Origin of the sequence: Paenarthrobacter sp. NPDC089322 (assembly GCF_040684895.1) — a bacterium.
Lineage (GTDB): Bacteria > Actinomycetota > Actinomycetes > Actinomycetales > Micrococcaceae > Arthrobacter.
In genome coordinates this window covers 1-23554 of record NZ_JBFBGW010000030.1, presented here as the reverse complement: position 1 = coordinate 23554, position 23554 = coordinate 1, and the positions used below count along the sequence as shown (strand labels likewise).

27 protein-coding genes and 1 pseudogene are annotated in these 23554 nt (G+C 63.5%); 14 read left to right on the top strand and 14 right to left on the bottom strand.

The features are described from left to right. Positions 1-15 precede the first annotated feature (15 nt). Positions 16-474: a carboxymuconolactone decarboxylase family protein gene (locus AB0N65_RS20040; protein WP_364165828.1), complete on the bottom strand. Its 459-nt coding sequence runs from the start codon at positions 472-474 to the stop codon at positions 16-18. 77 nt (positions 475-551) lie between these two features. Between AB0N65_RS20040 and AB0N65_RS20035 the strand changes: the two genes are divergently transcribed. After that, positions 552-1589 (top strand): zinc-dependent alcohol dehydrogenase family protein, encoded by a 1038-nt coding sequence (locus AB0N65_RS20035; RefSeq protein WP_364165825.1) that lies wholly within the window; start codon positions 552-554, stop codon positions 1587-1589. Positions 1590-1666: 77 nt separating this feature from the next. Here AB0N65_RS20035 and AB0N65_RS20030 read toward each other — a convergent pair whose 3' ends face one another. The 4 genes from AB0N65_RS20030 to AB0N65_RS20015 form a co-directional block, all read right to left on the bottom strand. After that, positions 1667-2893, bottom strand: coding sequence for a pyridoxal phosphate-dependent aminotransferase (locus tag AB0N65_RS20030; RefSeq protein WP_364165822.1), 1227 nt, complete (start codon positions 2891-2893; stop codon positions 1667-1669). A gap of 67 nt (positions 2894-2960) precedes the next feature. Then, entirely contained in the window at positions 2961-3623 is a 663-nt protein-coding gene (locus tag AB0N65_RS20025) for a hypothetical protein (RefSeq protein WP_364165819.1), read from the bottom strand. A gap of 121 nt (positions 3624-3744) precedes the next feature. Further along, positions 3745-5337 (bottom strand): alkaline phosphatase D family protein, encoded by a 1593-nt coding sequence (locus AB0N65_RS20020; protein WP_364165817.1) that lies wholly within the window; start codon positions 5335-5337, stop codon positions 3745-3747. A gap of 57 nt (positions 5338-5394) precedes the next feature. Further along, entirely contained in the window at positions 5395-6348 is a 954-nt protein-coding gene (locus tag AB0N65_RS20015) for an NAD-dependent epimerase/dehydratase family protein (RefSeq protein ID WP_364165814.1), read from the bottom strand. A gap of 135 nt (positions 6349-6483) precedes the next feature. Here AB0N65_RS20015 and AB0N65_RS20010 point away from each other — a divergent pair, with 135 nt between their 5' ends. The 3 genes from AB0N65_RS20010 to AB0N65_RS20000 are packed head-to-tail and all read left to right on the top strand — an operon-like array spanning position 6484 to position 8955. Beyond that, entirely contained in the window at positions 6484-7206 is a 723-nt protein-coding gene (locus AB0N65_RS20010) for a WHG domain-containing protein (RefSeq protein ID WP_364165811.1), read from the top strand. 23 nt (positions 7207-7229) lie between these two features. Next, positions 7230-8036 carry an oxygenase MpaB family protein gene (locus AB0N65_RS20005; RefSeq protein ID WP_364165808.1) on the top strand — a complete coding sequence of 269 codons (807 nt, stop codon included), beginning with the start codon at positions 7230-7232 and terminating at the stop codon, positions 8034-8036. After that, entirely contained in the window at positions 8029-8955 is a 927-nt protein-coding gene (locus AB0N65_RS20000; RefSeq protein ID WP_364165805.1) for a DUF817 domain-containing protein, read from the top strand. The genes AB0N65_RS20005 and AB0N65_RS20000 overlap by 8 nt, the downstream gene beginning before the upstream one ends. Positions 8956-9074: 119 nt before the next feature. Here AB0N65_RS20000 and AB0N65_RS19995 read toward each other — a convergent pair whose 3' ends face one another. Continuing rightward, positions 9075-9602: a hypothetical protein gene (locus AB0N65_RS19995; protein ID WP_364165803.1), complete on the bottom strand. Its 528-nt coding sequence runs from the start codon at positions 9600-9602 to the stop codon at positions 9075-9077. 298 nt (positions 9603-9900) lie between these two features. Between AB0N65_RS19995 and dnaK the strand changes: the two genes are divergently transcribed. The 4 genes from dnaK (at position 9901) to AB0N65_RS19975 (ending at position 13914) form a co-directional block, all read left to right on the top strand. Then, positions 9901-11763 (top strand): molecular chaperone DnaK, encoded by a 1863-nt coding sequence (gene dnaK, locus AB0N65_RS19990; RefSeq protein WP_364165800.1) that lies wholly within the window; start codon positions 9901-9903, stop codon positions 11761-11763. 2 nt (positions 11764-11765) lie between these two features. Beyond that, the gene (locus tag AB0N65_RS19985; RefSeq protein WP_364165797.1) at positions 11766-12422 is read left to right on the top strand and encodes a nucleotide exchange factor GrpE; all 657 of its coding nucleotides are present in this window, start codon (positions 11766-11768) and stop codon (positions 12420-12422) included. Between the two features lie 87 nt (positions 12423-12509). Beyond that, positions 12510-13481, top strand: coding sequence for a DnaJ C-terminal domain-containing protein (locus tag AB0N65_RS19980; RefSeq protein ID WP_364165794.1), 972 nt, complete (start codon positions 12510-12512; stop codon positions 13479-13481). Between the two features lie 10 nt (positions 13482-13491). After that, positions 13492-13914, top strand: a complete 423-nt coding sequence (locus AB0N65_RS19975) for a helix-turn-helix transcriptional regulator (RefSeq protein WP_364165791.1) — start codon at positions 13492-13494, stop codon at positions 13912-13914. A gap of 18 nt (positions 13915-13932) precedes the next feature. Here the strand turns inward: AB0N65_RS19975 and AB0N65_RS19970 are convergent, their stop codons facing one another. From AB0N65_RS19970 to AB0N65_RS19960, 3 genes are all read right to left on the bottom strand, one after another. Continuing rightward, positions 13933-14337, bottom strand: a complete 405-nt coding sequence (locus tag AB0N65_RS19970; protein ID WP_364165788.1) for a nuclear transport factor 2 family protein — start codon at positions 14335-14337, stop codon at positions 13933-13935. A 40-nt stretch (positions 14338-14377) separates the two neighbouring features. After that, complete coding sequence (locus AB0N65_RS19965; RefSeq protein WP_364165785.1) at positions 14378-14737, bottom strand: hypothetical protein; 360 nt, start codon at positions 14735-14737, stop codon at positions 14378-14380. A 213-nt stretch (positions 14738-14950) separates the two neighbouring features. Then, positions 14951-15127, bottom strand: a complete 177-nt coding sequence (locus AB0N65_RS19960; protein ID WP_364165782.1) for a hypothetical protein — start codon at positions 15125-15127, stop codon at positions 14951-14953. 23 nt (positions 15128-15150) lie between these two features. On the opposite strand from AB0N65_RS19960, the pseudogene AB0N65_RS19955 reads away from it, so the two are divergent. From AB0N65_RS19955 to AB0N65_RS19940, 4 genes and pseudogenes are all read left to right on the top strand, one after another. Next, positions 15151-15273: pseudogene (locus tag AB0N65_RS19955) on the top strand (ATP-binding cassette domain-containing protein); the annotation flags it as partial. Between the two features lie 2 nt (positions 15274-15275). Beyond that, positions 15276-16181 (top strand): ABC transporter substrate-binding protein, encoded by a 906-nt coding sequence (locus AB0N65_RS19950; protein ID WP_364165779.1) that lies wholly within the window; start codon positions 15276-15278, stop codon positions 16179-16181. Positions 16182-16262: 81 nt separating this feature from the next. Further along, positions 16263-16601 (top strand): RidA family protein, encoded by a 339-nt coding sequence (locus AB0N65_RS19945; RefSeq protein ID WP_364165847.1) that lies wholly within the window; start codon positions 16263-16265, stop codon positions 16599-16601. A gap of 152 nt (positions 16602-16753) precedes the next feature. Further along, a complete protein-coding gene (locus tag AB0N65_RS19940) occupies positions 16754-17155 on the top strand; it encodes a DUF3040 domain-containing protein (protein ID WP_364165776.1) in 402 nt (133 codons plus the stop codon). A 23-nt stretch (positions 17156-17178) separates the two neighbouring features. On the opposite strand, the gene AB0N65_RS19935 is transcribed toward AB0N65_RS19940, so the two are convergent. The 5 genes from AB0N65_RS19935 to AB0N65_RS19915 form a co-directional block, all read right to left on the bottom strand. Next, the gene (locus AB0N65_RS19935; RefSeq protein ID WP_364165773.1) at positions 17179-17667 is read right to left on the bottom strand and encodes a hypothetical protein; all 489 of its coding nucleotides are present in this window, start codon (positions 17665-17667) and stop codon (positions 17179-17181) included. 87 nt (positions 17668-17754) lie between these two features. Continuing rightward, positions 17755-18405 carry a hypothetical protein gene (locus AB0N65_RS19930; protein ID WP_364165770.1) on the bottom strand — a complete coding sequence of 217 codons (651 nt, stop codon included), beginning with the start codon at positions 18403-18405 and terminating at the stop codon, positions 17755-17757. A gap of 49 nt (positions 18406-18454) precedes the next feature. Further along, on the bottom strand, positions 18455-20050 hold the full coding sequence (locus AB0N65_RS19925) for an amidohydrolase (protein WP_364165767.1): 1596 nt from the start codon (positions 20048-20050) through the stop codon (positions 18455-18457). Positions 20051-20086: 36 nt separating this feature from the next. Next, on the bottom strand, positions 20087-21595 hold the full coding sequence (locus AB0N65_RS19920) for a sodium:solute symporter family protein (RefSeq protein WP_364165764.1): 1509 nt from the start codon (positions 21593-21595) through the stop codon (positions 20087-20089). Further along, the gene (locus AB0N65_RS19915) at positions 21592-21813 is read right to left on the bottom strand and encodes a hypothetical protein (RefSeq protein WP_364165761.1); all 222 of its coding nucleotides are present in this window, start codon (positions 21811-21813) and stop codon (positions 21592-21594) included. Before AB0N65_RS19915 ends, AB0N65_RS19920 begins: the two co-directional genes overlap by 4 nt. 196 nt (positions 21814-22009) lie before the next feature. On the opposite strand from AB0N65_RS19915, the gene AB0N65_RS19910 reads away from it, so the two are divergent. Next, positions 22010-22996 carry a LacI family DNA-binding transcriptional regulator gene (locus tag AB0N65_RS19910; protein WP_364165759.1) on the top strand — a complete coding sequence of 329 codons (987 nt, stop codon included), beginning with the start codon at positions 22010-22012 and terminating at the stop codon, positions 22994-22996. A gap of 75 nt (positions 22997-23071) precedes the next feature. Then, positions 23072-23416, top strand: coding sequence for a hypothetical protein (locus AB0N65_RS19905; RefSeq protein ID WP_364165756.1), 345 nt, complete (start codon positions 23072-23074; stop codon positions 23414-23416). Positions 23417-23554: the final 138 nt, after the last annotated feature.

Below are 23554 nucleotides of genomic sequence, written 5' to 3'. Positions count from 1 at the left end.
TGCCTACGCTACCTTTCAGACCAGCGGGTTTTTCTCATCAACCGGCGGTTCCATCTGTGTGCTGACCGCAATTCTGTTCCAGACGTTGATGGTTGAGATCGCCAGGATCAGGGCACCCATTTGGCCGTCGTCGAAGTGAGTCGCCGCAGCGTTCCAGATCTCGTCGGTGACAGTGTCCGGACCCAACTGGGTTACCGCATCGGTCAAGGCCAGTACAGCCTGTTCGCGGGCATCGAAGAACACCTTGGAATGCTGCCACGCGGCGACGGCATGAAGCTTGCGTGCAGGGATCCCTCGTTTCCTGCCGTCCGTGGCGTGCATGTTCACGCAGAATCCGCAGCCGTTCAGGATGGAAGCGCGGAGCTTGATGATTTCGTACAGATCGGGATCGACGGACTTGCGGGCATAGCCTTCCAGCCCGATGACGGCGGCATAGCCGAGCTTGTTGGTGCGGCCCATGTTGATGCGTGGCACGGTGTTTTTCCTTCCGAAGTGGTTCCTTACATCAGGGATGTCGAACAGGAGCCCGGTAGTGTGACAGAGTCGAATCCGTGCGAGCAGTGATCTTTGACGAAGTCCGTAGCCGGCCCGAAGTACGTGAGGTTCCGGTGCCGGAAGCCCCGCCAGGCGGAGTAGTGGTGAAGGTTGTAGCCACCGGGATGTGCCGCAGCGACTGGCACGCCTGGGCCGGGCACGACGACGTCGCGCTGCCACATGTCCCCGGCCACGAGCTCGCAGGGGTGATTGCCGCCGTCGGGGATGGCGTGCAGGACTGGAACGTCGGCGACCGCGTCACTGTTCCCTTCGTCTGCGGTTGCGGAAAGTGCGAATGGTGCCTGACCGGCGAAGCGCAGGTCTGCCCCAACCAGGAGCAGCCCGGCTTCACGCATTGGGGATCGTTTGCCGAGTACGTGGCCCTGCACGCTGCCGACAGCAACCTGGTTGCCATCCCGGACAGCGTGGAATTTACGACGGCGGCAAGCCTCGGCTGCCGCTTCGCCACAGCGTACCGGGCGCTCGGCGCCCGCGCGCAGGTGAAGGCCGGGGAATGGGTGACTGTTGTGGGCGCGGGTGGTGTTGGACTGAGCGCTGTGATGATTGCCAAGGCTATGGGTGCCCGCGTCATTGCCGTGGATCGGAACCCCGAGGCGTTGGTTGTGGCTGCACGCCTGGGCGCGAACCACACCGTGCTGGCCGACGGCAGCGATATTCCGGCAGCGGTCAACGACCTCTCCGACGGAGGCAGCCACGTGGCCGTTGACGCCGTCGGAAGTGAACAGACTTGCGCAGACGCAATCCTGAGCCTCCGCAGGCGAGGACGGCACGTCCAAATTGGTTTGTTGCCGCCCATCAATGGCAACCCGCAAGTGCCTATGGCGCGGGTGATCGGTTGGGAACTCGACCTGCTGGGCAGCCACGGCATGGCCGCGGTGGACTATCCGGGCATGATGGCACTGATCGAAGAGGGCGCGCTGCACCCGCAACTGTTAATCGAACGCACCATCGGCTTGGATGAGGCTGCGGCGCTGTTGCCGGCTTTCGACAAGGCAACCGTGGCGGGCATGACGATGATTGACCCGGCGCGCTAGCCTCTCGCTACCCCAACTGAGTCGCAGTTGTGCGCGTTATGAGCCCTCAAAACGCGCACTAATGCGACCTACTTGGGTTAGGCTGCCACCCGGTTCCGGTAGGCCGCAAGGAAATGGGAGATCCGGCGGACAGCTTCCTCGATGTCCTCCACGGACGGCAGGATCACGAAGCGGAAGTGGTCCGGCGTGGGCCAGTTGAACGCGGTTCCGTGGGATACGAGGATTTTCTGTTCCTGGAGCAATTGCAAGACGAACTTCTCGTCGCTCGCGATGGGGTAGATCTCAGGGTCGAGTTTGGGGAACAGGTACATCGCCCCGGCCGCGGGGACGCAACTTACGCCCGGAATCTCGGTCAACAGCCGCCAGGCAAGGTCCCGTTGCTCGCGGAGGCGGCCACCAGGACGGATGAGTGCCTCGATGCTTTGGTAGCCGCCCAGGCACGTCTGGATGGCGTGCTGTGCAGGGACGTTCGAGCACAGCCGCAGGGACGCCAGGAGCTCGAGCGATTCCCTGTACGCCGCCGTCGCAGTCAGTGGCCCGGTCACGGAAACCCAGCCCGCCCGGTAGCCCGGCATGCGGTACGCCTTGGAAAGTCCGCTGAACGTCAGGACGGGAATGTCTTCGGCCACCGCGGCGGTGTGGATGTGCGGGGCATCGACGTAACGGATCTTCTCGTAGATCTCGTCCGAGAAGAGGACAAGGTCGTGCTTACGGGCCAAGGCGGCGAACTGCTCCAGGATGTGCCGCGGGTAGACGGCGCCAGTGGGATTGTTCGGGTTGATGATCACGATGCCCCGCGTGCGGGGAGTGATCTTGGCCTCGACATCGGACATGTCCGGCCACCAGTTCTCCTCCTCATCACAGAGGTAGTGGACGGCTTTGCCGCCGGTGAGCGTCACGGCCGCAGTCCACAGCGGGTAGTCAGGGGCGGGAACCAGGATCTCGTCGCCGTTTTCCATGAAGGCCTGCAAAGTCATGGAGATGAGTTCGCTGACGCCATTACCAATGAAGATGTCCTCGACGCCGATGTTCATCAGCCCGCGGGTTTGGTAATACTGCGAGATTGCGGTCCTGGCGGAGAAGATGCCCTTGGAATCGCTGTAGCCCTGCGCGCCGCGAATGTGGTGGATCATGTCCACCACCACTGACTCCGGCGCCTCCAGCCCGAACGGCGCAGTATCGCCCAGGTTCATCTTGAGAATCCGGTGCCCCTCGGCTTCCATGGCTTTGGCTGCCTGGAGGATGGGGCCACGGAGTTCGTAGCGGACGTTCTGGAGTTTGCTGGAGTGTTGCATCGGACGCATGGTTGATCTTTTCACGACTCCTGGCTCCGCGGACACTCCCGCCTGCAGTACTACGTGGCTCGGCAGGCTAGGTCCAGCGGATGATGACGGGCAGGCTGCTGGTGCTGGCGGACACTTCCCGTTCGGTGCCGCGGACAGCAACGGCAAAATGCTGCAGTTCGTCGCCGGAAGCCAGGACTTCAAAGTGCCCGGTAGCATCGCTCCTCACCGCCGTGGCCGAGGAGTGTGCATGGATGTAGGCGTCCGGGATGCCCTTGTTATGCACGTCCACAAGCCGGCCGTGGATGCGCCGGGCGGCGCCGTTGCTTGCCACCAAGGTTTCCACGGCCGGGGAACCGGACGGCTCTTCGAAGTGCAGGGAAACAGGGATCCGGACCAGGAAGCCCAACCCTTCCCGAATGCTTTCTTCATACTCGCCTGGCCGGTACTCGCCACTGGACACGATCGAATATTGGCTGTGTTGTTCCACGGAAAGGAGCAGTTGTTCCATGTTGTCGAGTTGCTCCGGACCATGGCACTCAACGGCCACCCGCAACTCAAGGTCCAGGACCGGGCCATCGCGCCGCGACCTTCCCACGCGATTAAGGGTGACGGCGTGGACGGTTACCGGAGCGTCGGGCGGCGGAACGACGGCGGTGGGGGAGCCGTCGTCGAACCTTACGCGCTGCGGAGCGACGGCGTCGGAAAGTACCCCCAAAAGGTCAGTCAACGACGAACGGACGAAGCTCACGGCAGAACCCCAGCTGGGACAGAAATCCATAGTTGCAACTGGCTATAGATTACTCCCGCTTTTGCCCGTAGTCACTGAGAGGCAGGGGTAACTCCAATCGTTGGTGAACCCCCCTGCCTGCTCAGGACAAGCCCGGTACGCCGTCGTTGATGGTGAACGACTTCTTGGTGCTGACCGGGGCTCCCGGCGTGGTCACGTAATCCAAAACGCGGAAGTCGGCTGTCATGGCGTCTTTGGTGATGCGGGTGTTCACGTAACCGCGGTTGTCGTTGTAGAACTTCAGGTGCGGGTTCCAGGCCATGACCGGATCCGTAGTGGAGCCCGTGCCGTCGCCGTTGGAAGTGATGGAGGTGCACACCAGTTCGGAGCCGACCACGGGTGACGCCGGATCCTTGTAGTCCACCTTCAGGTCACAGGCCCAGTTGCGGTGGACGTCGCCGGTAAGTACGACGGCGTTACGCACCTTCGCGTCCAACCAGCCTTGCGTGATGCGTCGGCGGGATGCCGCGTACCCGTCCCAGCCGTCCATGGAAACATCGTCGATCTCGGGAGCCTGGTCGCGGTCCCGCTCAGCGAAGAACACCTGCTGGCCCAGGATGTCCCAGCGCTGCGTGGACTTCTTGAAGCCATCCAACAGCCACTTCTCCTGCTCGGCGCCGGTGATGGTGCGCTCCTCGGCCAGGCGTTCCATGATGTTCTTCTTCCAGCCGTCGCCGGCAAGCTGGTCATCGCGGTACTGGCGTGTATCCATCATGTGGAAGTTAGCCAGCTGGCCCCACTGGATGGTGCGGTAGATTTTCATGTCGAAGCCGGCCGGCACCGAGGAAGCACGCAGGGGCATGTTCTCGTAGTACGCCTGGAATGCTGCGGCGCGGCGCTGACGGAACCGCTCGGTGGTGTCATTGAGTTGTGCTGCGTCGCGGTTCTCCGGAACGTCATCCGCCCAGTTGTTGTCCACCTCATGGTCATCCCAAACAACCAGCCAAGGCGCGATGGCGTGCGCGGCCTGGAGGTCGGCGTCGGACTTGTACTGCGCGTGGCGCTGGCGGTACCCCTCCAAGGTGCTGGTCTCGGGACCTTGGTGGTCGCGTGGGTTGCCGCCGCCGATCACATAGCTGTCCTTTTTGTACTCGTACAGGTAGTCGCCCAGGTGCAGCACCAGGTCCGGGTGATCCTCGGCCAAACGGGTGTAGGCCGTGAAGTAGCCATGCTCGTACTGGGAGCAGCTGGCGAACGCCATGGCGAGCGCGGCGGGCGTTTCATACGGAGCCGGGCTGGTGAGTGTCCGGCCGATGGCGCTGAAATGCTTGCCGCTGCGGAACCTGTAGAAGTACTCCCGGCCCGGCTTAAGGCCTTTGAGCTCGACGTGGACCGAGTGCGCAGTTTGGATCCGCGCGGTTTCGACGCCGCGGGCGATCACCGACCGCATGGCCGGGTCCTCGGCGACTTCCCAGGCGACCGCGACCTCCCGCGAGGGCATGCCGCCAAGCCCGTCCTCCGCCAGCGGGTCCAGGGCCAGGCGGGTCCAGATCACGAAGCCATCGGGCCACGGCTCGCCGGAGGCGATACCGAGCATGAACGGATCGGTGCGGAGGCCGGCGTCGTCAGCTGTTGAAACCGCGACGGCGGTCTGCGGCAACGCCGCTGACACACCAGCGACCAGTCCGGCCCCGAGGCCGGCGGAAATGAGGGATCTGCGGGAGATGTTGTCCATGCCACTGACCGTAGTGAGCGCGGCTTGACGGCGATCAAGGGTGGTGTGAATGGCTGGTTAACTGTGTGACAAAGTCTGTGAACCTTCAGAGTGCGCCGCGGTCCGCCACCAGGAGACGGTTGCCTCGGCGGCTTGCTGCAGGGGTGTCGGATTCAGGTTCAGTAGCCGCTGGCTCTCGGCCGAATCCATTACAAACGGCCGATCGAACTGGTAGAGCATCTCCGCAAGCTCCCGCATGTCCGCAGAGAAGAGGCCGGCGACGCGCAGAGCCCAACCCGGTATCGCGCTGATCCTGGGCACGGAAACACCGGCCGCGCTCGCATAGGCGGAAGCCACATCCCGCTGGGACATTGCCGGTCCGGTGGGAGCGTGCAGCACCGTGTTCCAGAGCCCGGTGTTCGCAGCCGCCGCGATCATGGCCGCTGCCAGGTCCGGCACGTAGGTAAACGAGTGCGGGTGGTCGGCGCTTCCAATGACCTGCAGCGGCTTACCGGCCAACACGCGCGGCACCATGCGCTCGCCGGCGTGCGCCATCTTCACCCGCGGTCCAAAGAAGTCGCCGGCCACGACACTCACCGTGTTGGCCTCGTGCTCAGATCGGGCTTTCAGGAGCGCAGTCCTTACGCCACGCTTCCCGCCGGTGGCTGACCGCGGGCCCGCTTCGGTCATGATGCGGTGGGGCTCGCTGTAGGAGTAGAGGCTTTCCGGAAAGACGACGACGGCGCCCGCGGCTGCCGCTGCATCCATCACCACCCGCTCGGCTTGCGGAAGTTCGGCGGCCCAGGCCGCGGCGCGGTAGGCGGAGCCGTGGATGCAGTGGAACACGGCTTCTGCCCCTTGCACCGCTGCGGCCATTAGCTCGGGATCAGAAGCGTCCACACGCATGCGCTCAACGTGGGGATGCTCCGGGCCGCTGCCGGAGCGGGTGAGGATGCGGACCCTTTGGCCTTTGTGTGCGAGTTGTTCTGCAATGGTCCAGCCGACGGGTCCTGCTCCGGTGACGACGTACATGGGGATTCCTTTTCTTCAGTGAGCGTAGAGCGAGAGCACTGCTCTCTGAATCCAGCATGGGACTTTAGTCGGTTCTTTGTCAAGAGCACTGCTCTCGTTTGCTTCCTATGCTCTCCCTTGTGGCAGGCTGGATCCATGACGACAGACACTTCGAGGGTCAAGCCCCCCACTCCCCGGGAACGTGCCCGCGCGCAGACCATTGCCGACATCGTCCGCATTGGTAGGGAGCACTTGGCCATCCATGGTGCGGCGGCGCTTTCCCTGCGCGCTGTTGCCCGCGACCTGGGTGTTGTCTCCTCCGCCGTTTACCGCTACGTGCAGAGCCGGGACGAACTCCTTACCCTCCTGCTGATCGACGCCTACAACGAGCTTGGGGATGAGGTTGATGCTGCCGTCGAGGCTGTCCCGGGTGAGGATTTCGCTGCACAATTCACCGCCCTCGGTAAATCGGTTCGCGCCTGGGCCCTCCGGGAGCCGGCCAGTTACGCGTTGCTGTTCGGGAGCCCGGTGCCCGGCTACCAGGCGCCCGGCGAACGGACCACCCAGCCGGGTACCCGGGTCGTCGTCCGCCTTGTCAGCATTTTCGACGCCGCGCACAGAGCCGGTGCGTTGAGCGCGGAGGTGAGTCCCGCCGTCGTGATTCCTCCCAAACTGACCGAAGACATGGCGCGCATCCGCTCGGACCTTGGCCTTGCGGTGCCGGATGCAGCGCTGGCGCGAGGTGTCCTGGTGTGGACGGCGTTGTTCGGGGCCGTCAGTTTTGAGGTGTTTGGCCAATATGGCGCCGATACCTTTGCCGCCCGCGATGAACTCTTTGGGCATCAGTTGGCGGTGCTGCAGGGAGTGGTGGGGCTGTAGCGGGCGGAAGGTAAAGTATTCGGATGGCTCGTGGACTGGCTGATATCGGTGCGGAGGGCGTGCTGCTCGCCGGGGCCGGACGCGCCATTCTCCTGCAGATCGCCGATCCGCGGGTTGGCCACGGGGTTGCAGAGCACAGCAACTTTGCGGACCGGCCGCAGGACCGGCTCAGGGCAACGCTGACCTATGTCTATGCGGTGGTGTACGGCACTGAGGAGCAAGTCGCCACCGTCCGACGCGCAGTCAACCGTGCGCATGCGCCCGTTCGACGGACGGCTACCGATGGCTCCCAGGGCTACAACGCGTTCGATGCCGAGTCTCAGCTCTGGGTTGTCGCCACCCTGTACGACACTGCGGTGACCGTGTACGAGCAGGTCCACGGACCGCTCGACGACGACACCGCGGAGCGCATGTACCAGGACTACGCGCGGATCGGGACGGCGCTTCAACTCCCGGCGGACATGTGGCCGCGGGATCGGGCCGCCTTTGCCCAGTATTGGGCTTCCCGATTGGGCGTGTTGCGGCCCGACGAAAAAGCCCGCAAGATTGCCCGCGACCTGCTTTATCCCGCGGGCGGGCCGGCCCTGATGCGGTTGGCCATGCCGGTGGCCCGGTTCCTCACGGCGGGTTTGCTGCCGGATCATCTACGGGAAGGCTTCGGCTTCGACTGGACCCCACAGGATGACCGGCGGTTCGAACGGACCATGAGAGCAGTGGGGCTCGTGTATCCCAGGCTGCCGCAAAGGATCCGCTACTGGCCTCGCGACTACTATCTCGGGAGCCTAAAACCGGCTCCGCTGCGGGCGGGTCGGAAGGTGCGGAATGCGTAACTCCACGCCGGTGGAGGAGACCATTGACAACCTTGCCCACCGCTATCTTGACCGGTTCCCGGGCGGTCGGCTTCGGGCAGCACTCACGGAGTTCCTTGTGTTCGGCCTGAAGCAGGCATGGGCTTGCGTGTTCGGCGCCCTATTGTTGACGGTGATCATTGCGGTGCGGCTCTGGTATCCATCCGAGGCTGCGGTTGCCCGTAACGACTTCCTGACCATGGCCGCGGTGGCGATTCAGGTCCTGATGATCATCTTCAGGCTTGAGACGCTGCGGGAATTGCGGGTGATCCTGTTGTTCCATGTTGTGGGGACGGTCATGGAGCTGTTCAAAACGGACGTGGGCTCATGGACGTACGAGGCCGAAGGCGTGCTCCGGATCGGCGCCGTTCCACTGTTCAGCGGATTCATGTATGCGGCCGTCGGTTCCTACATGGTACGGGTTTTTCGGCTCTTCGACCTCCGCTTTGACCGCTACCCTCGGCGGTGGGTCACGGCGGTTGCGGCAGGCGGAATTTACGTCAACTTCTTCTCGCACCACTACATCCTCGATGCGCGCTGGGTGCTGCTCGCCGCCGTCGTGCTTGTCTACGGCAGGTGCGTGATGCACTTCCGCGTGTTCCGGCGCCGTTTCCGGATGCCGATCCTGGTGTCCTTTTTCCTGGTGGCATTGTTCATCTGGTTCGCGGAGAACATCGGCACGTGGTCTGGCGCATGGCTTTACCCGAACCAGCTCGACGGGTGGCAGGCCGTATCCATCGACAAGCTGCTGGCCTGGTTCCTGCTGATGATCATCTCGGTGGTGCTCGTGGCGTGGGTCTACAAGCCGGAGGCGCCGGACGTCCTGGACGCGCAGCCCGCTGGCGACGCGCAAATTCACGCACGACACCCGGATTTGGGTGTCGCTAGTCCGTCTGAGTGACGCCAGCCTGTTTCCGCGTCAGCATGGCGCCACGAACCCGACCAGGAAGTACTACACGACAGTTGGAGCCAAAGCGACAACAAGGAACGGATGCTTTGCGATCACGCCTCCCACTCGCCTCACGCTTCACCGCGGAGCTCTCGCATGGCTGCCCGGCGGGCATGTAGCAAGGGTTCGACGTCGGACACTCGCCTGAGGTTGAGCGGTCCGGCTTCCAGGTGGCGGCCTCGTGCTTCGATGACGACCCCGAACCCCTTTGATCGGCCTGCCGCGAACCAATAGTCCGGGCCCATCCAAAGCTCGAACCCGGCAGGAACACCGTCAACACTGACCAGGATCTGCCTTGTTCCAAGACCTTGAAACGCGGAATCCTGACTCTGCAATTCCGTCAGCGACCTCGGCGGTTCCGCAATTCCGTGCCACCGGTTCAGTACGCCCTGGACGGGATCGTGGGTAGTAGTGATGACTTCCAGTAGCTGGACTGGGTGCCGAGGGTCAGTTGCAAAGGCGTTGCCGTGAAGTACTCCTCCTTCACTCCCGTCCATCTGCCAGGAACCCAGCATCAGCTTGCCGTTCCAGGCGTCGAGACGAAAAAGCGGTAGACTATCCGCCCCTCGCCGCACCTCTTCCTCGAGCCGGTCGTTCATGGCCCAAAAGTCCTCCGGTGGCATGAAACCGCTGAACTCCATCGCGTCAGTCTGACAGTTCACGCTGGGCGAAACCAGCCCAAAAGCCCTGTAAATTTCGGGGCATCTGACGGCCCGGAACCCAAAGTTGAGCGTTGTTGACTCAACTTTGGATTGACTTTGTTTCGACGGTGAGTACAGTTGAGTGCAGAACGCTCAACTAGCCGACTGTTGAGTGGGCTCCCGATCTGGCAAACCGCTTCCGCGGAGAGCTGCCGGGGTGCAATCTCCAACATCGGCCATTGAAAGGAAACAAGATATGTCACGTGCAGTAGGTATCGACCTCGGAACCACCAACTCCGTGGTTTCTGTCCTTGAAGGTGGCGAGCCCACCGTCATCGCCAACGCAGAAGGCGGCCGCACCACGCCGTCCGTCGTTGCGTTCTCCAAGTCCGGTGAAGTCCTGGTGGGCGAAATCGCCAAGCGCCAGGCCGTCAACAACATCGACCGCACCATCGCTTCCGTCAAGCGCCACATGGGCACCGACTGGAACGTCGCCATCGATGACAAGAAGTACACGCCGCAGGAAATTTCCGCGCGTATCCTCATGAAGCTTAAGAACGACGCCGAGAGCTACTTGGGCGAAAAGGTCACCGACGCTGTGATCACTGTTCCGGCCTACTTCAACGACGCCGAACGCCAGTCCACCAAGGAAGCCGGCGAAATCGCAGGCCTCAATGTCCTCCGCATCGTCAACGAGCCCACCGCGGCTGCGTTGGCCTACGGCCTGGACAAGGGCAAGGAAGACGAACTCATCCTGGTCTTCGACCTCGGTGGCGGCACCTTCGACGTCTCCCTCCTCGAGGTTGGCAAGGACGAAGACAACTTCTCCACCATCCAGGTCCGCGCAACCGCCGGTGACAACCGCCTCGGTGGCGACGACTGGGACAACCGCGTCGTCGAGTGGCTCCTGGGCCAGCTCAAGATCAAGGGCATCGACCTCTCCAAGGACAAGATCGCGCTCCAGCGCCTCCGCGAAGCTGCTGAGCAGGCCAAGAAGGAACTGTCCTCCTCCACCAGCACCAACATCTCCCTCCAGTACTTGTCCGTCACCCCCGACGGCCCGGTCCACCTGGACGAGCAGCTGACCCGTGCCAAGTTCCAGGACCTCACCAAGGACCTGCTGGACCGCACCAAGAAGCCGTTCCACGACGTCATCGCTGAAGCCGGGATCAAGGTTTCCGACATCGACCACATCGTCCTCGTCGGTGGCTCCACCCGTATGCCCGCCGTCTCCGAGCTCGTCAAGGAACTCGCTGGCGGCAAGGAGCCCAACAAGGGCGTCAACCCGGACGAAGTTGTGGCCGTCGGTGCCGCGCTCCAGGCCGGTGTCCTGAAGGGCGAGCGCAAGGATGTCCTCCTCATCGACGTCACGCCGCTGTCGCTCGGCATCGAAACCAAGGGTGGCGTCATGACACACCTGATCGAGCGCAACACGGCAATCCCCACCAAGCGTTCCGAGACCTTCACCACCGCTGATGACAACCAGCCGTCCGTGGCCATCCAGGTCTTCCAGGGCGAGCGTGAGTTCACCCGCGACAACAAGCCGCTGGGCACGTTCGAACTGACCGGTATCGCTCCGGCGCCGCGTGGCGTCCCGCAGGTCGAGGTCACCTTCGACATCGACGCCAACGGCATCGTCCACGTGTCCGCCAAGGACAAGGGCACCGGCAAGGAACAGTCCATGACCATCACCGGTGGCACTGCACTGTCCAAGGAAGACATCGACCGCATGGTCCGCGAAGCCGAAGAGCACGCAGCCGAGGACAAAGCCCGCCGCGAAGCTACGGACACCCGTAACTCCGCCGAGCAACTCGCCTACTCCGTCGACAAGCTGATCGCCGAAAACGACGACAAGCTGCCGGAAGAGGTCAAGACCGAGGTGAAGGCCGACGTCGACGCCCTCAAGTCCGCGCTCGAAGGCACCGACGACGCCGCCGTCAAGACCGCGTTTGAGAAGCTGCAGGCTTCCCAGACCAAGCTCGGCGAAGCAATCTACGCCCAGGCCTCGGCAGCTGACGCTCCGGGTGCCGGTGCCGAAGGCGCTCCCGCAGGTGACAAGGCCGCTGACGAAGACATCGTCGACGCCGAGATCATCGACGAAGACGAAGCGAAGAAGTAGTCATGCCCCACCACGGCAACGAAGCAGAGCACTCTGAAGGCAACGAGCCGCGCAAGCCCGTAATCCGGGACAACCGCAAGGTTGACCCGGAGACCGGGGAAGCCCGTCACCCCGAAGGTGAAGCTACCTCACCTGCCGAAGACAAGGCCGCCCCCGACGGCGATGCCCTGTCCCAGGCGGAGGAAATCCTCAACGGCGTAGAGGTGCCGGCTGAAGAGTCGGTCGCCTCCGGTGCCGCCGTCGAGGCCGAGGCAGCGGAGCTCCGCAACGACCTCCTTCGTCTGCAGGCTGAGTACGTCAACTACCGCAAGCGCGTAGAACGCGACCGCGCCGTCGCAGGGGAAATGGCCGTCATCGGCGTCCTGAACTCGCTGCTGCCGGTGCTCGACGACGTCGACGCCGCACGCCAGCATGGTGACCTCGAAGACGGCCCTTTCGCCGCGATCGCCACCAAGCTGGAGAACGCGCTGAAGACGTACGGGCTGGAACGCATCGCGGAAACGGGCGTCGAGTTCGACCCCACCATCCACGAAGCACTCATCCAGCAGCCGGGCGAGGACATCGAGGTGGACACAGTCAGCCAGGTGCTGCGCTCGGGATACCGCTCAGGCGAGCGTGTCCTCCGCGCAGCCCAAGTGATCGTCGCGGTCCCGGCCTAGTACTCCTCGAGATGGCAGTTCGTGACAATGATTTACTGAAACACTGTCACGAACTGCCATCTCGTTCCCAAAAGAAAGGAAACGCTCTTGGCCAGCCAGGACTGGGTTGAAAAGGATTTTTACGCGATCCTTGGTATCGCCAAGGACGCGTCCGACGCTGATATCAAGAAGGCTTACCGCAAGCTCGCCCGGCAGTACCACCCGGATACGAATGCCGGGGATGCTGCTGCGGAGAAGCGTTTCAAAGACATTTCCGAGGCCTACTCGGTGTTGTCGAGTCCTGAGGACCGGCAACAGTACGACGCCATCCGGGCCATGGGTGGTGCCCGGTTCGCTCCCGGTGCGGGTGGGCGCGGTGGCGCTGGTGCCAACGGCGGGTTCGAAGACCTCTTCGGTGGCCTGTTCGGCGGCGGTGCGCGGCAGCCTGCCGGTGCCGGTGGCATTCCGCCTGAGTTCGCAGACCTGTTTGGCGGCGGATTCGGTGGCGGCCAGACCGGATTCCAACGGGCCCCGCAGAAGGGGTCGGACCGGACCGCTACGACATCCATTTCCTTTGCCGGCTCCATCAAGGGCACAACCGTAAGCCTGCGGGAAAGCAACGGCAACGTGATCGACGTGAAGATCCCCGCCGGCATCAAAGACGGCCAGAAGGTGCGTCAGCGCGGCAAGGGCAATGTTGGTCCCGCCGGCAACGGCGACCTCATCATCACGGTGAGCGTGAAGCCGCATGAATTTTTTCAGCGCGACGGCGACAACATCCGCATCCACGTGCCTGTCACGTTCGCAGAGGCGGCGCTGGGGGCCACTTTGGACGTTCCAACGCTCGACGGCGACACCGTCAAGGTCCGCGTCCCCGCCGGAACACCGTCGGGTCGTACCCTCCGCGTCAAGGGCCGGGGCGTCAAGACGACCAAGGGGACGGGTGACCTGCTGGTGACTATCGACGTCGCGGTCCCACAGAACCTGAACAAGGAAGCGGAGGAGGCTGTGAAGGCGTTCGCAGCCGCCACCTCGGACGCAAATCCGCGTCACGACCTGGCCGCTAAGGCCCGGTTGTAGGGAGACGGTCATGGGCATTGACGTGAATCAGCCGATCTTCGTCATCTCCGTCGCCGCGGAGCTTGCCGACATGCACCCTCAGACGCTGCGCCAGTACGACCGCCTCGGCATCGTCTCGCCGAGTCGTGCGCCCGGCAAATCCCGCCGCTACTCCCAGAGCGACGTCGATAAACTGCGGGAGGTCCAGCGCCTCTCGCAGTCAGGCGTTTCGCTCGAAGGCATCAAGCGCATCATGGAGCTTGAGAACCAGGTGGCCGCCCTGCAGTATCGGGTCGCTGAACTGACAGAAGAACTGTCCCGTCGTCGCACCCCGGTGGACGCGAGGATCTTCGCGGCCGGTGCCGCCGGAGACGTCGTCAGCCTTGCGCGCGGACAGCGTCCGCGCGCACGGTCGCAGGCAGTCGTGGTTTGGAGGCCACGGCCGGGGGAGTAGCGATACCGCGGGGAGTAGTCACGCCGCGGGCGTGACGGTATCCGCGTGCCGGTGGATCACCTTCCATTCCCCGTCCTCGCGGCGGTACACCTGCGTGGCCCGGAGGACGTAGCTGCGCGGTTCTCCGTTCACGGACGCGGTGGTGTGCTCGAGCCCGACGGTGTAGGCCATGTCGCCAACGACGTCATAGGCTTGCAGTTCGAATTCGTAGGAACGGCAGTCGGAGAAGCTCTTTCCGAGGCCGGTGAAGAGCTCGTTGAGGGCGTGCTGCCCCAGGGCGTTCCGCCACGCACCCATGACGCTGACGGGTTCGTTGCGGGACCAGAGAGCCCGGCGTGGTGCCGGGTCTCCGCTGTGGAGGGCCATTTCTGCATGACGCAGATCGGACGTGACCCACGCCAGGAAATCTTCGCGATCGGTCATAGTGACAGTATGCGCCCGCGCGCCGCGTCCGGGACCCCTGCTAGAGTCCCTTTCGATCCCAGCTGACCACTACCTTGGCACCGCCTTCTTCCGTGCGGTCCACGTCCACGACAATCTCCGACTCGGCCGCGCCCATGTCCCGGATCTGCTGCTTGTAGTCCTCGATGTGTGACAACAGGGATTCCTCCGTCCATTCGCCCGGTCGCATCCGCGTGGAAATTTCCACGGGCTCTGATTGAGGTACCAGGAGTTCTTCCGGCCGGTGGGCTGGTGGTTCTTCCTGCGCCCTTGGGTGCGCCGTGGATCCCGCCGGCCTGCGTCTTTCAGGCTCGGGTTCTCCGGCCGGGTCCATCATTTTCCATGCAAGGAATCCGCCGGCAACGCCGGCAACGAGTCCCATGAGTATCAGCCATGGACCCCGGCCACGGTTCTCTCTGCCACCTCGTACAAATGCGTTGGAAATGCCTGCAGATCGTGGTGCCATGGGAAGACTCACCTTCCAGTTGGTTGTCCGTCGTGCTGGAAACTGCTTCTCCATCAGGGTGTCACAAATGGCGCGGCTTGTCCCCGGCCCGAGCGTTCCTCGCCGGGGACAAGCATTTTGCGAAGTACCTCAGCCGGCCAGTTGCTGCAGCGCGAACTCGACGTCGACGTCGTCGTCCATCTGCTTCACGATCCGACCTGTCTCGTCCACGTCCTTGTACCCGGCATGCCGGCGGGTTTCCGCCGATTCGCCCAGCAGGGCAGCGTTGGAGCGCTGGTAGAGCTCCAGCCAAACGACTCCAGGCACGGGCAGCCCGTTGAGGTGGCAACTATCCCGGACAGTTGTCCGGCGGACAGCAGCAGCGCGTGGCGATCGCCAGAGCGCTGGCCATGCGGCCGAAGGTGATGCTCTTCGACGAACCGACATCCGCGCTGGACCCCGAACTGGTGGGATCATGAACAACAACTCCCAGCCCCGACATGCCCTGAAGAAGCCAATGGTGGCATCTTCGGCGCTCCTGGCCCTCGGTCTGCTCACGGCGTGCGGAGGCAATGGTGCCGCTGCTCCCGCAGCGTCCACTTCCGCCCAAGCTGACGCCGAAGTGCAAGCGCTCCTGCCCGAGGAACTCAAGAAAGGCGGCACCATCGAGATTGCCGTCGACTCGGCCTACCCTCCCATGGATTTCATGCAAGGCGACAAGATGGTGGGCATCGAGCCTGAAATGTGGACGGCCGCCGGTGAACTCATGGGCCTGCAGGTCAAACCCACCACCGTGGCCTTCGATGCCATAGTTCCCGCCCTGCAATCGCAGCGGTACCAGGCGAGCTTCGCAGGTTTCTGGATTACCGAGGAACGCACCAAGGCCGTGGACATGGTGTCCTTCTTCCAGAGTGGATCGCAGTACCTGGTCCGCACCGATGACAGCAAGGGCCCAATCGACAGCTTCGCAGACCTGTGCGGACGTTCCGTGGCGCTGCAGAGCGGTTCCTACGAGATGACCTATGCGGAAGACGCCGGCAAGGAATGCGAGGCCGCCGGCAAGCCCGCCGTCGAGATCCAGGGATACAAGACGCAAGACCAGGCAACGCTTGCCGTCACCAGTGGCCGCGCCGACACCACAGGCATGGGTGCCGTAGTTGCCGGTTACGTGGCGCAGCAGTCCAATGGCAAGCTGAAGACAGCCGGCAAAGTGTTCCACAATGTTGAGGGCGGAATCGCCCTGCCCAAAGGCAGCAAGCTTTCCGCAGCCTTCCAAAAGGCCTTCACCAAGCTGATGGGCAACGGCAAGTACGACGAGATCTTCGCCAAGTGGGGCCTGGAAAGCGCCAAGATCACCGAGTCCAAAGCCCACACGAGCTAGGACCTGGACGTGACCGAACAAGACCTCCGACCGGACCAGATCATCTTCCTCCCCGAGCCCGGTGCGGACCCCGGGACCGCAATGTACTCGGACACGGCCACGGCGGGAGGGGTGGTCTGGACTACGCAGATCCCCACGAGCCCGGACGGTACCATTCCTGAAGGCATCAAGGCGCAGTCACGGCAAGTGCTGGATAACCTCCGCGACGCCCTGGAACGCGCCGGCAGCAGCCTTGACCGCGTCCTGCACATGACCATCTACGTCACCGATCTGGCGGAGCGCGGTGTCTTCAACGAGCTCTACCGCGAATACTTCGCGGCGCCACGCCCGGTCCGCTGCGCCCTTGGCGTCAACCAGTTGGGCATAGCGGGAATGAGAGTAGAGCTGACCGCCACGGCGGCAGCAAGTGCCCGGGACTGAAGAACCCCCGCGGCCGGTTCCTTTGGTGCGCAGGCCGCGTCCCGCCGTCGGGCCCTAACAAGAGCACGACGGCGGAACGCGGCTTTGCAGGATGGTCACCAATGCCCTGCCCACCTGTGGCTACTGTTCCGAAATGGACAGATAATGAAGGCATGGCACGGCAAGAAGGGCACGTGCACGTGGTGGAGCATGAATGCTGCGAGGCATTGAGTGCTCGTGTAGTGAGGAAGATTCCGATGTCGTTGTCGGATGAAGAGCGCAGGAGCCTGGAAGAGCTTGAGCGGGATCTGGCTGCAACGGATCCCGACCTGGATCTTCAGCTGAAGTCGGGCAGGCCGCGAGGCACGGTGGCACGCACCCTGCTGGGCTTCCTGGCCATGGTGGGTGGCTTCGCGATGGTCATCGCAGGGATCGCCACCCAGATCGTCTTAATTGGCGTGGTCGGATTCCTGCTCGCAGGAGCCGGCGCTTATCTGTTGCTCAGCCGGTTCGTCCTTAAACGGAGGGTCCGCCGGAGCGACGAGGGCAGGGCCGGTGAAAGCCCGCCCTCGTAGCGCGCATCAGGAACCGGCGGGCCTCAGTACGCTTCCGGCGGTGCGGCAGATAAGTCGACTGGTTGGACAGCTGTTTCTGCTTCCTTGACCGGAGCAGGTTCGCCGGGAGGCACCATCATCCGCCAAACCATGACTGCGCCTGCACCAAGTCCAGCGGCTGCAAGGAAGACCAGCCACGTGCCGCGCCGCGAACTCTGCTGACGGTTGGTGCGGCGGTCCGACACGCCGCGGCGGCCCGACACTTGGGATCTGAGTGCCTGCGTCCGGAGGGCCTGTGTTGCCTTGTTGACTGCCTTAGCCGCGGTTCGTCGGGCCTTCCTGGCAGACTTGCGGTTCCCGGTCAGCGTCAGGACAACCCCGTGGACGACGGAGGGAACGTCAGCGTGGTTGATCCGGGACAGCGCCCATCTCACCACGGCATCCGTTTGTGACTGTGTGCCGTCGGCTGCGTGCCTCACCCACTCGCCGGCGAGATCCTGGACGGCGGGAATGATGTCTTGCGCTTTGTACACGTGAACCCCTCACGATGTGGATGGCCCCCGTTGCCAGAGTACGCCGGGTCGGCGGAGTCCAACAGGTCATAGGAAAGGTACCTGGGCTCAGTTCCGCACTATGGAGGCCAGTTCAACAGCGTTTTCCAGTCCGGCCCACGTGCCGTTCAACGTCAGTTCCGCGTGGAGCTCAGGGGCTGCGGCGGAGTTGGAAGCAGAATCAGCAGCCACATCCACAACCCTGGCAACCTTCAATCGCAGCCCTCCCGCGTCAATGATCGTCACGCCACTGCCCGAAACCGGCGCCGACGCGCTCAAGGCGGGAACGCCGCCGTCGAGCGTTCCACTGCCCTTCACGGAGACGGTACTGGGGCGGGGTTCGGGCTCGCCTTCAACCAGCAAGGCCGCTTCTTCCTGTCCCGTGAGGATGGCGGTGGCGAGGGCCTTGACGTAGACGGGGTCGGCGCAGGCATCGTAGACCCAGCGCTTGCCGAGGACCGAGTGCTCCATGGTGCCGATGAGCCATTCCCCGGCGCCGCCCAGTTCGTGGCCGCGGTAGCTCAGCGGGACCTGATAGATGCGGTCGCCGGCAGACACTACGTGCGTTTCGAGGCCGACTTCGCCTGCGGGATCGTCAAAGCGATAGGCGCCGATCAGCTCCGGGGTGCCGTCCTGGATGAACCACGGCTGCGTCGGCAGGTAGCCGGCGATGAGTTCAAGCTTGGTGGGGGACAGGGTTGCTTTGTGAATGATCGCCATGTCCCCCAGCCTAGGGCAGCTTGGTAAACGCCCGGGAACCAAGGCCGGCCTACACCACCACCACACCGTCCACGATGGTTGCCAGCACCGAGGTCCGGGCAAGTTCCTCAGGTGTCACGAGCAGCGGATCCGCCCCGAACACAGTGAGGTCCGCCCACTTGCCGGCGCTAATGGTCCCGGTGACGGACGTCAGGCCTGCCGCCGCAGCAGCGTGGCTCGTGTAGCCTTGCAGCGCCATCAGCGACGTGAGGGCTTGCTCCGGCTGCACCGGGGCGACGTCCGGGCGCTCGACAGGCCGGCGCAGGATGGAGTCCGCCATCATGGCGCGGGGGTCGAACGGTGTGATGGGCCAGTCGGAACCGAGGGCAACGGTGACTCCTGCGTCCCGGAGGTCACGGCACCGCCAGCCACGGGACGCCCGCTCCTCGCCAAGCCGGACGGACCAGTTGTCCGTGCGGTCGGCCCGTGTGTGGTGGGTCCCGTGCACGGGCTGCATGCTGGCAGCAACACCGAGTTCCGCGAAGCGTTCCACAAGGTCGTCAGGAATGGTCTCGATGTGTTCGATCCTGTGCGCGGCCAGCTTGCGCGCATCTCCAGCGGTTTCAAGCGCGTCCAGGACATACCGCACACCTTGATCTCCAATGGCATGGGTGGCGGTGGGAATCCCGCGCTCCACGAAGAATCTCAAGGCTTTCTTGAAGTCATCCGGATCGGTCCATACCGACTCCGTGTTTTCGCCGTAAACATCTGGTTTCTCAAGCCACGCGGACCCGTTGTCGATGGTGCCGTCAATGAAGAACTTCACGCCCTCCACGCGCCATCTTCTTCCGCCGGTGCCTTGCAGTGCCGCCACCTCTTCCAATTCCGACATGGAAGCGCCGGCGTTGACCATCGGGGAGAAACGCAAACGAAGCGGAAGGTCACGTTTCTCCTCCAGATGGGCGGCAAGTTCGCCGGAACCTTCCACGTAGTCCATGACATGGGTGGAGGTGATTCCGACGGCCGCCATCCCGTGCAGCAGTTCGCCGAGCCTTTGGGCGCGGACTTCGAAGCCCTCCTGCGGCAGGACTTTCGTCACCAGGTCCATCGCGCTGAACTCGACGAGATAGCCAGTGGGCGCGCCGTCGTCGACGTCCACGAGCGACTCGTCCGGAAAGTCAACCGGACCCGTAATCCCGGCCGCGGCCAGGGCAGCTGAATTCACGATGGCCGAATGGCCGTCGCGCATCCGCAGGAACATCGGGACACCGGCGGTGACGTCGTCGAACAGCCTGCCGTTGAAACCCGTATCCGTGAACAGGTTCGGGTCCAAACCCCAGCCAAGGACCCACGTGCCACTGTCCTTGGCAGCTTCGCCGATGAGCCGTTTGACTTTCTCAAGCGGGCCCAGGTCCGTCAGTTGCAGTCCTCGGACAAGGTCCAGGCCAAAGACCACATGTGTATGGCTGTCGTTCAGGCCCGGAACAATGGTCGCGTCTGCGTAGTCGAGGATCTTGGTGCCTGTTCCCTGCAGGGGCTGCACTTCCGTGTAATCGCCGACGGCGGCAATCCGGCCGGCTTTGATGGCAAGGGCGGTGGCATGCGGCTTGTGCGGATCGAGGGTGTGGATGGTTCCCGCAAGGACGATGGTGTCTGCGAAAGTCATGGAAATTCTCCTGATGGTAGAGCGTGCGTGGAGCTGTTAGCCGGCTTGCCGGGCGAGCTCAGCGGTTTCTTTGTTGTTCAGGTCATCGAACAAGGCGTTGACACGCTGCTGCTCGGCGCGCGGGGCCGGTTTTGCCAAGGACACCAGCAGGTACACGGCGAGGTTGACGATCAATCCGGCCACGCCTGACGTGAGCCCGCCCAGCCAGGGGATCGAGAGAGGGCTGGGGTACATGAGTTCCAGGACCGCCGCCGTCAGGATTCCGGTGATCATCGAGGCGTTGGCTGCTGCGGCTGTGCCACGGCGCCAGAAGATGCCGAGCAGGAGGGTGGGTGCCAGTTGGCAAACGGCTTGGTAGGACACGAAAGCGATGACAATCAGGCCTGAGACCTGGTTGGCCATGAGGAGGGCTGCGCCTGCGGAAACCAAGGTGATCACGGCAACGGCGATCTTCGCGCCCTTTGCCGATTCGACGCGTCCATTGCCGCGCACGCCGATGACGTCGTTGACTACCTGCGTACCCACGGCCTGGAGGTTGGCTCCCACGTTGCCCATGGTTGCCGCGACGACGCACACCCCGGCAACGGCCACTGTCACGGCCCCGCCGACGCCGGCCAAGGTGAACCACACGGTGTCCGGGGCCTCGGCAACTCCCGGCATGCTGGCAGCCAGGAGGCAAACGGTGGTCAGGGCGCCGGAGAAGAGGAACATGATGGGCGCGGCCTGCACGGCCGATTTCTGCACTGTGCGGGGGGTTTTGACACTGAACATGCGGACGAACAAGTCCGGCCAGCACCAGGCGCCCATCATGCCCGTGAACATCAGGGAGAAGAGGTACAGCGGGCCGGCGGGGCTGTCGGGGCCGGGCAGCAGCAGGAGTGCGGGTGGAATGTCGCCAAACCCGTGTCCGTTGGTGAACAGCCAGACCAACAGGCCAAGGATCAGCAGGAAACCGGCGCCGTAGGCAAACAAACCTTGGACCATGTCGCTGATGATCAAGCCACGGGTGCCGAGCCTCACTGTCCAGATCTGGCGGGCGGCGATAAAGAGGACGCCGATAACGACTGCAAGATACGGCGATACCGCACCGAAGGAAAGCGTTGAAAAGACCAGGCCAAGCGACTGCATGCCCAGGACAACCCAGGGGATCGACGCAAGTACCCCGATGATGGCGGCGATGACCCGCACTGAGCGGGAGTTGTACCGCAGGCCAAGGAGATCAGCTTGGGTGCGGAGGTCATGGATGCGCCCCCACTTGTTCACCGGCGTGCCCAGGAAGAACATCAGCACCACGCTGAGCAGTGAGTAGGACAACGAATAGAATCCGATCACGCCGCCACTGGCAGTCAATCCTGCGAACGCGACGAAAACGGTGCCCGCAATCCACGTATTGAGGAATGCCATGGTGCCGAAGAAGGAGTTGAAGGAACGTCCACCGGTGGCGTATTCGCTCATTGAGGAGTCGCTGCGGCGGCTGCGGTTCATGACGACGACCACCAACACGGTGAACAGAAGGATGGCTCCGTAGCCAATCACCATGTTCATGGCGTTGCCTCCTCATCCTTGCTGCCTGTCATCCAGAGCGCGAACAACGAGAGCGTTACCAGGGCATTGGACCCAAGGAAGTACCAGACGGACATCACTCCGCTGCCGCTGCTGAAGAACCAGTGGATGGGCGGGGCGAGGAGTATCACGAGGTCGAACGCGAAGATCGCCCTCCTGATGTTGCTTCGGCGGACCGAAGGGGAGACGGCTTGGGACATGGGGGGATCCGTTTCTTCCGGGGCATTGTTGGCCGGTTGCGGCTGAAGTTTGGAGGTTGCGGGAACGTTCCCGCAAATTCAGTGTCCGCCGTCACATCAGCGTTGTCAAGAGGAAAACTGAACCCCGCGAGGCTCGGTGGCTCCCGGGCCGATAAGGGGACGACGGCGCTGGCTGTGATCGGCCTAGGATGTAGGAATGGCGAGAACCAAGGCAACCATCATGGATATCGCGCGGGAACTGGGCCTCTCCAAAACCACGGTCTCCAGCGCACTGGGGGGCTCGGGCCGCATCTCCGACGAAAAGCGGCAGCTCATCCGGGAAACAGCGAACCGCCTGGGCTACGTCACCAACCGTGCCGCCCGCAGCCTGCGCGTCAACCGGATAGGAGCAATCGGCCTCTACGTTCCGCCGGTCGCCCGGAGCCTGGCCTTCTACATGGATTTCGCCTTTGGCGTCACCGAAGGCGCAGCAGCGACAGACTACGACGTCACCCTTTTCGCCCGTCAGCTGACTCCCCAAAGGGCCTTCCAGGTAGACGGCGTGATCGCCATAGACCCGGCCCCCGGCGAGCCGTTGGTCGCGGCGATGCTGGCTGACGGAATACCGACCGTGAGTGTGGGCAGGTACACAGGGCCGGGGGAGGAGCGGGTCCAGGGAATCCTCGAAGCCCACCACGAAGAATTGCAGACGGAGGTCCTGGAGCACCTGCTCAGCCGTGGCCGTCAAAAGCCTGCCTTGCTGGCCGTTGACGATGTCATTGCTTCGTCGTGGGCCGTGGATACCCGGAGGACCTATACAGAGTGGTGCCTCCGCCATGGCATCGAGCCGAGGGTGTTCGAGGTGGGCGCGAACGCGTCGCCACGCGACTTGGTCGCTGCCATCACGGAAGCTGTGGACGTCGGTGGCGCCGATGCGCTCGTCTGCGGTGCCCAAGGCCACGCCGCCCAATGCCAAATCGTGCTCGAAGGCCGCGGCCTGGCCCTGGGCAAGGACCTTGACGTCGCGTCTTTTGCCGCGGCAGCGTACGTTGAGGCCGGGAACCGGCTCATCAGTGCCATAGACCTGGCTCCCCGCAACTACGGCAAGGCGGCAGCGGAACTGCTTGACGTCGTCGTGCGTGAACCCGAGAGCGAGCCCATCCACCGGTGGTTTGACGGCGCAAGCGTCCAACTCGCCCGCTGAACCGGCTGTTCACCGATGCGCGGCCACCCGCCTGCTCTGACTACAATCAAAGGGACGTCGACCATTGAGGGAATCATGAAGAAACTCACCACTGTCCTGATCGCTGCCGGGCTGCTCGCCACGGCCTCCGCCTGTTCAGCACCGCAGCTGACCACCGCAGAAACGTGTGACCGGGTGGGCGTCGCCGTAGCCAGCCTCCCGAACAACGCGAGCAAGACCGCCACCATCCGCGTGGCCAACGCCATCCGTCCCATCGAGGATGTCGCTTCCAACGAGATGAAGCCCGTTGTCACCGCGATCCTCGAGTACTCCGATGAACTCGTCAAGGATGACGACCACCGCGATGAAGCCAAGATGGGCGAGCTTTCCGCCGCCTACCAGGAAGCCGGCACCAAGTACGGCGAGCTCTGCCGCGGCTAACCCCTCCCGAACGCTCTCTCACCAAAAGGCCCTAAAGCCGGATCTGCGGTCGTCAACTTTTTGAGACAGGTTCGTTGTTTGTTTTGGTTAGGCGGCCAGTGGTTGCTGGGCGCGGGTTTGGTGGTTGGTGTGGGCTTT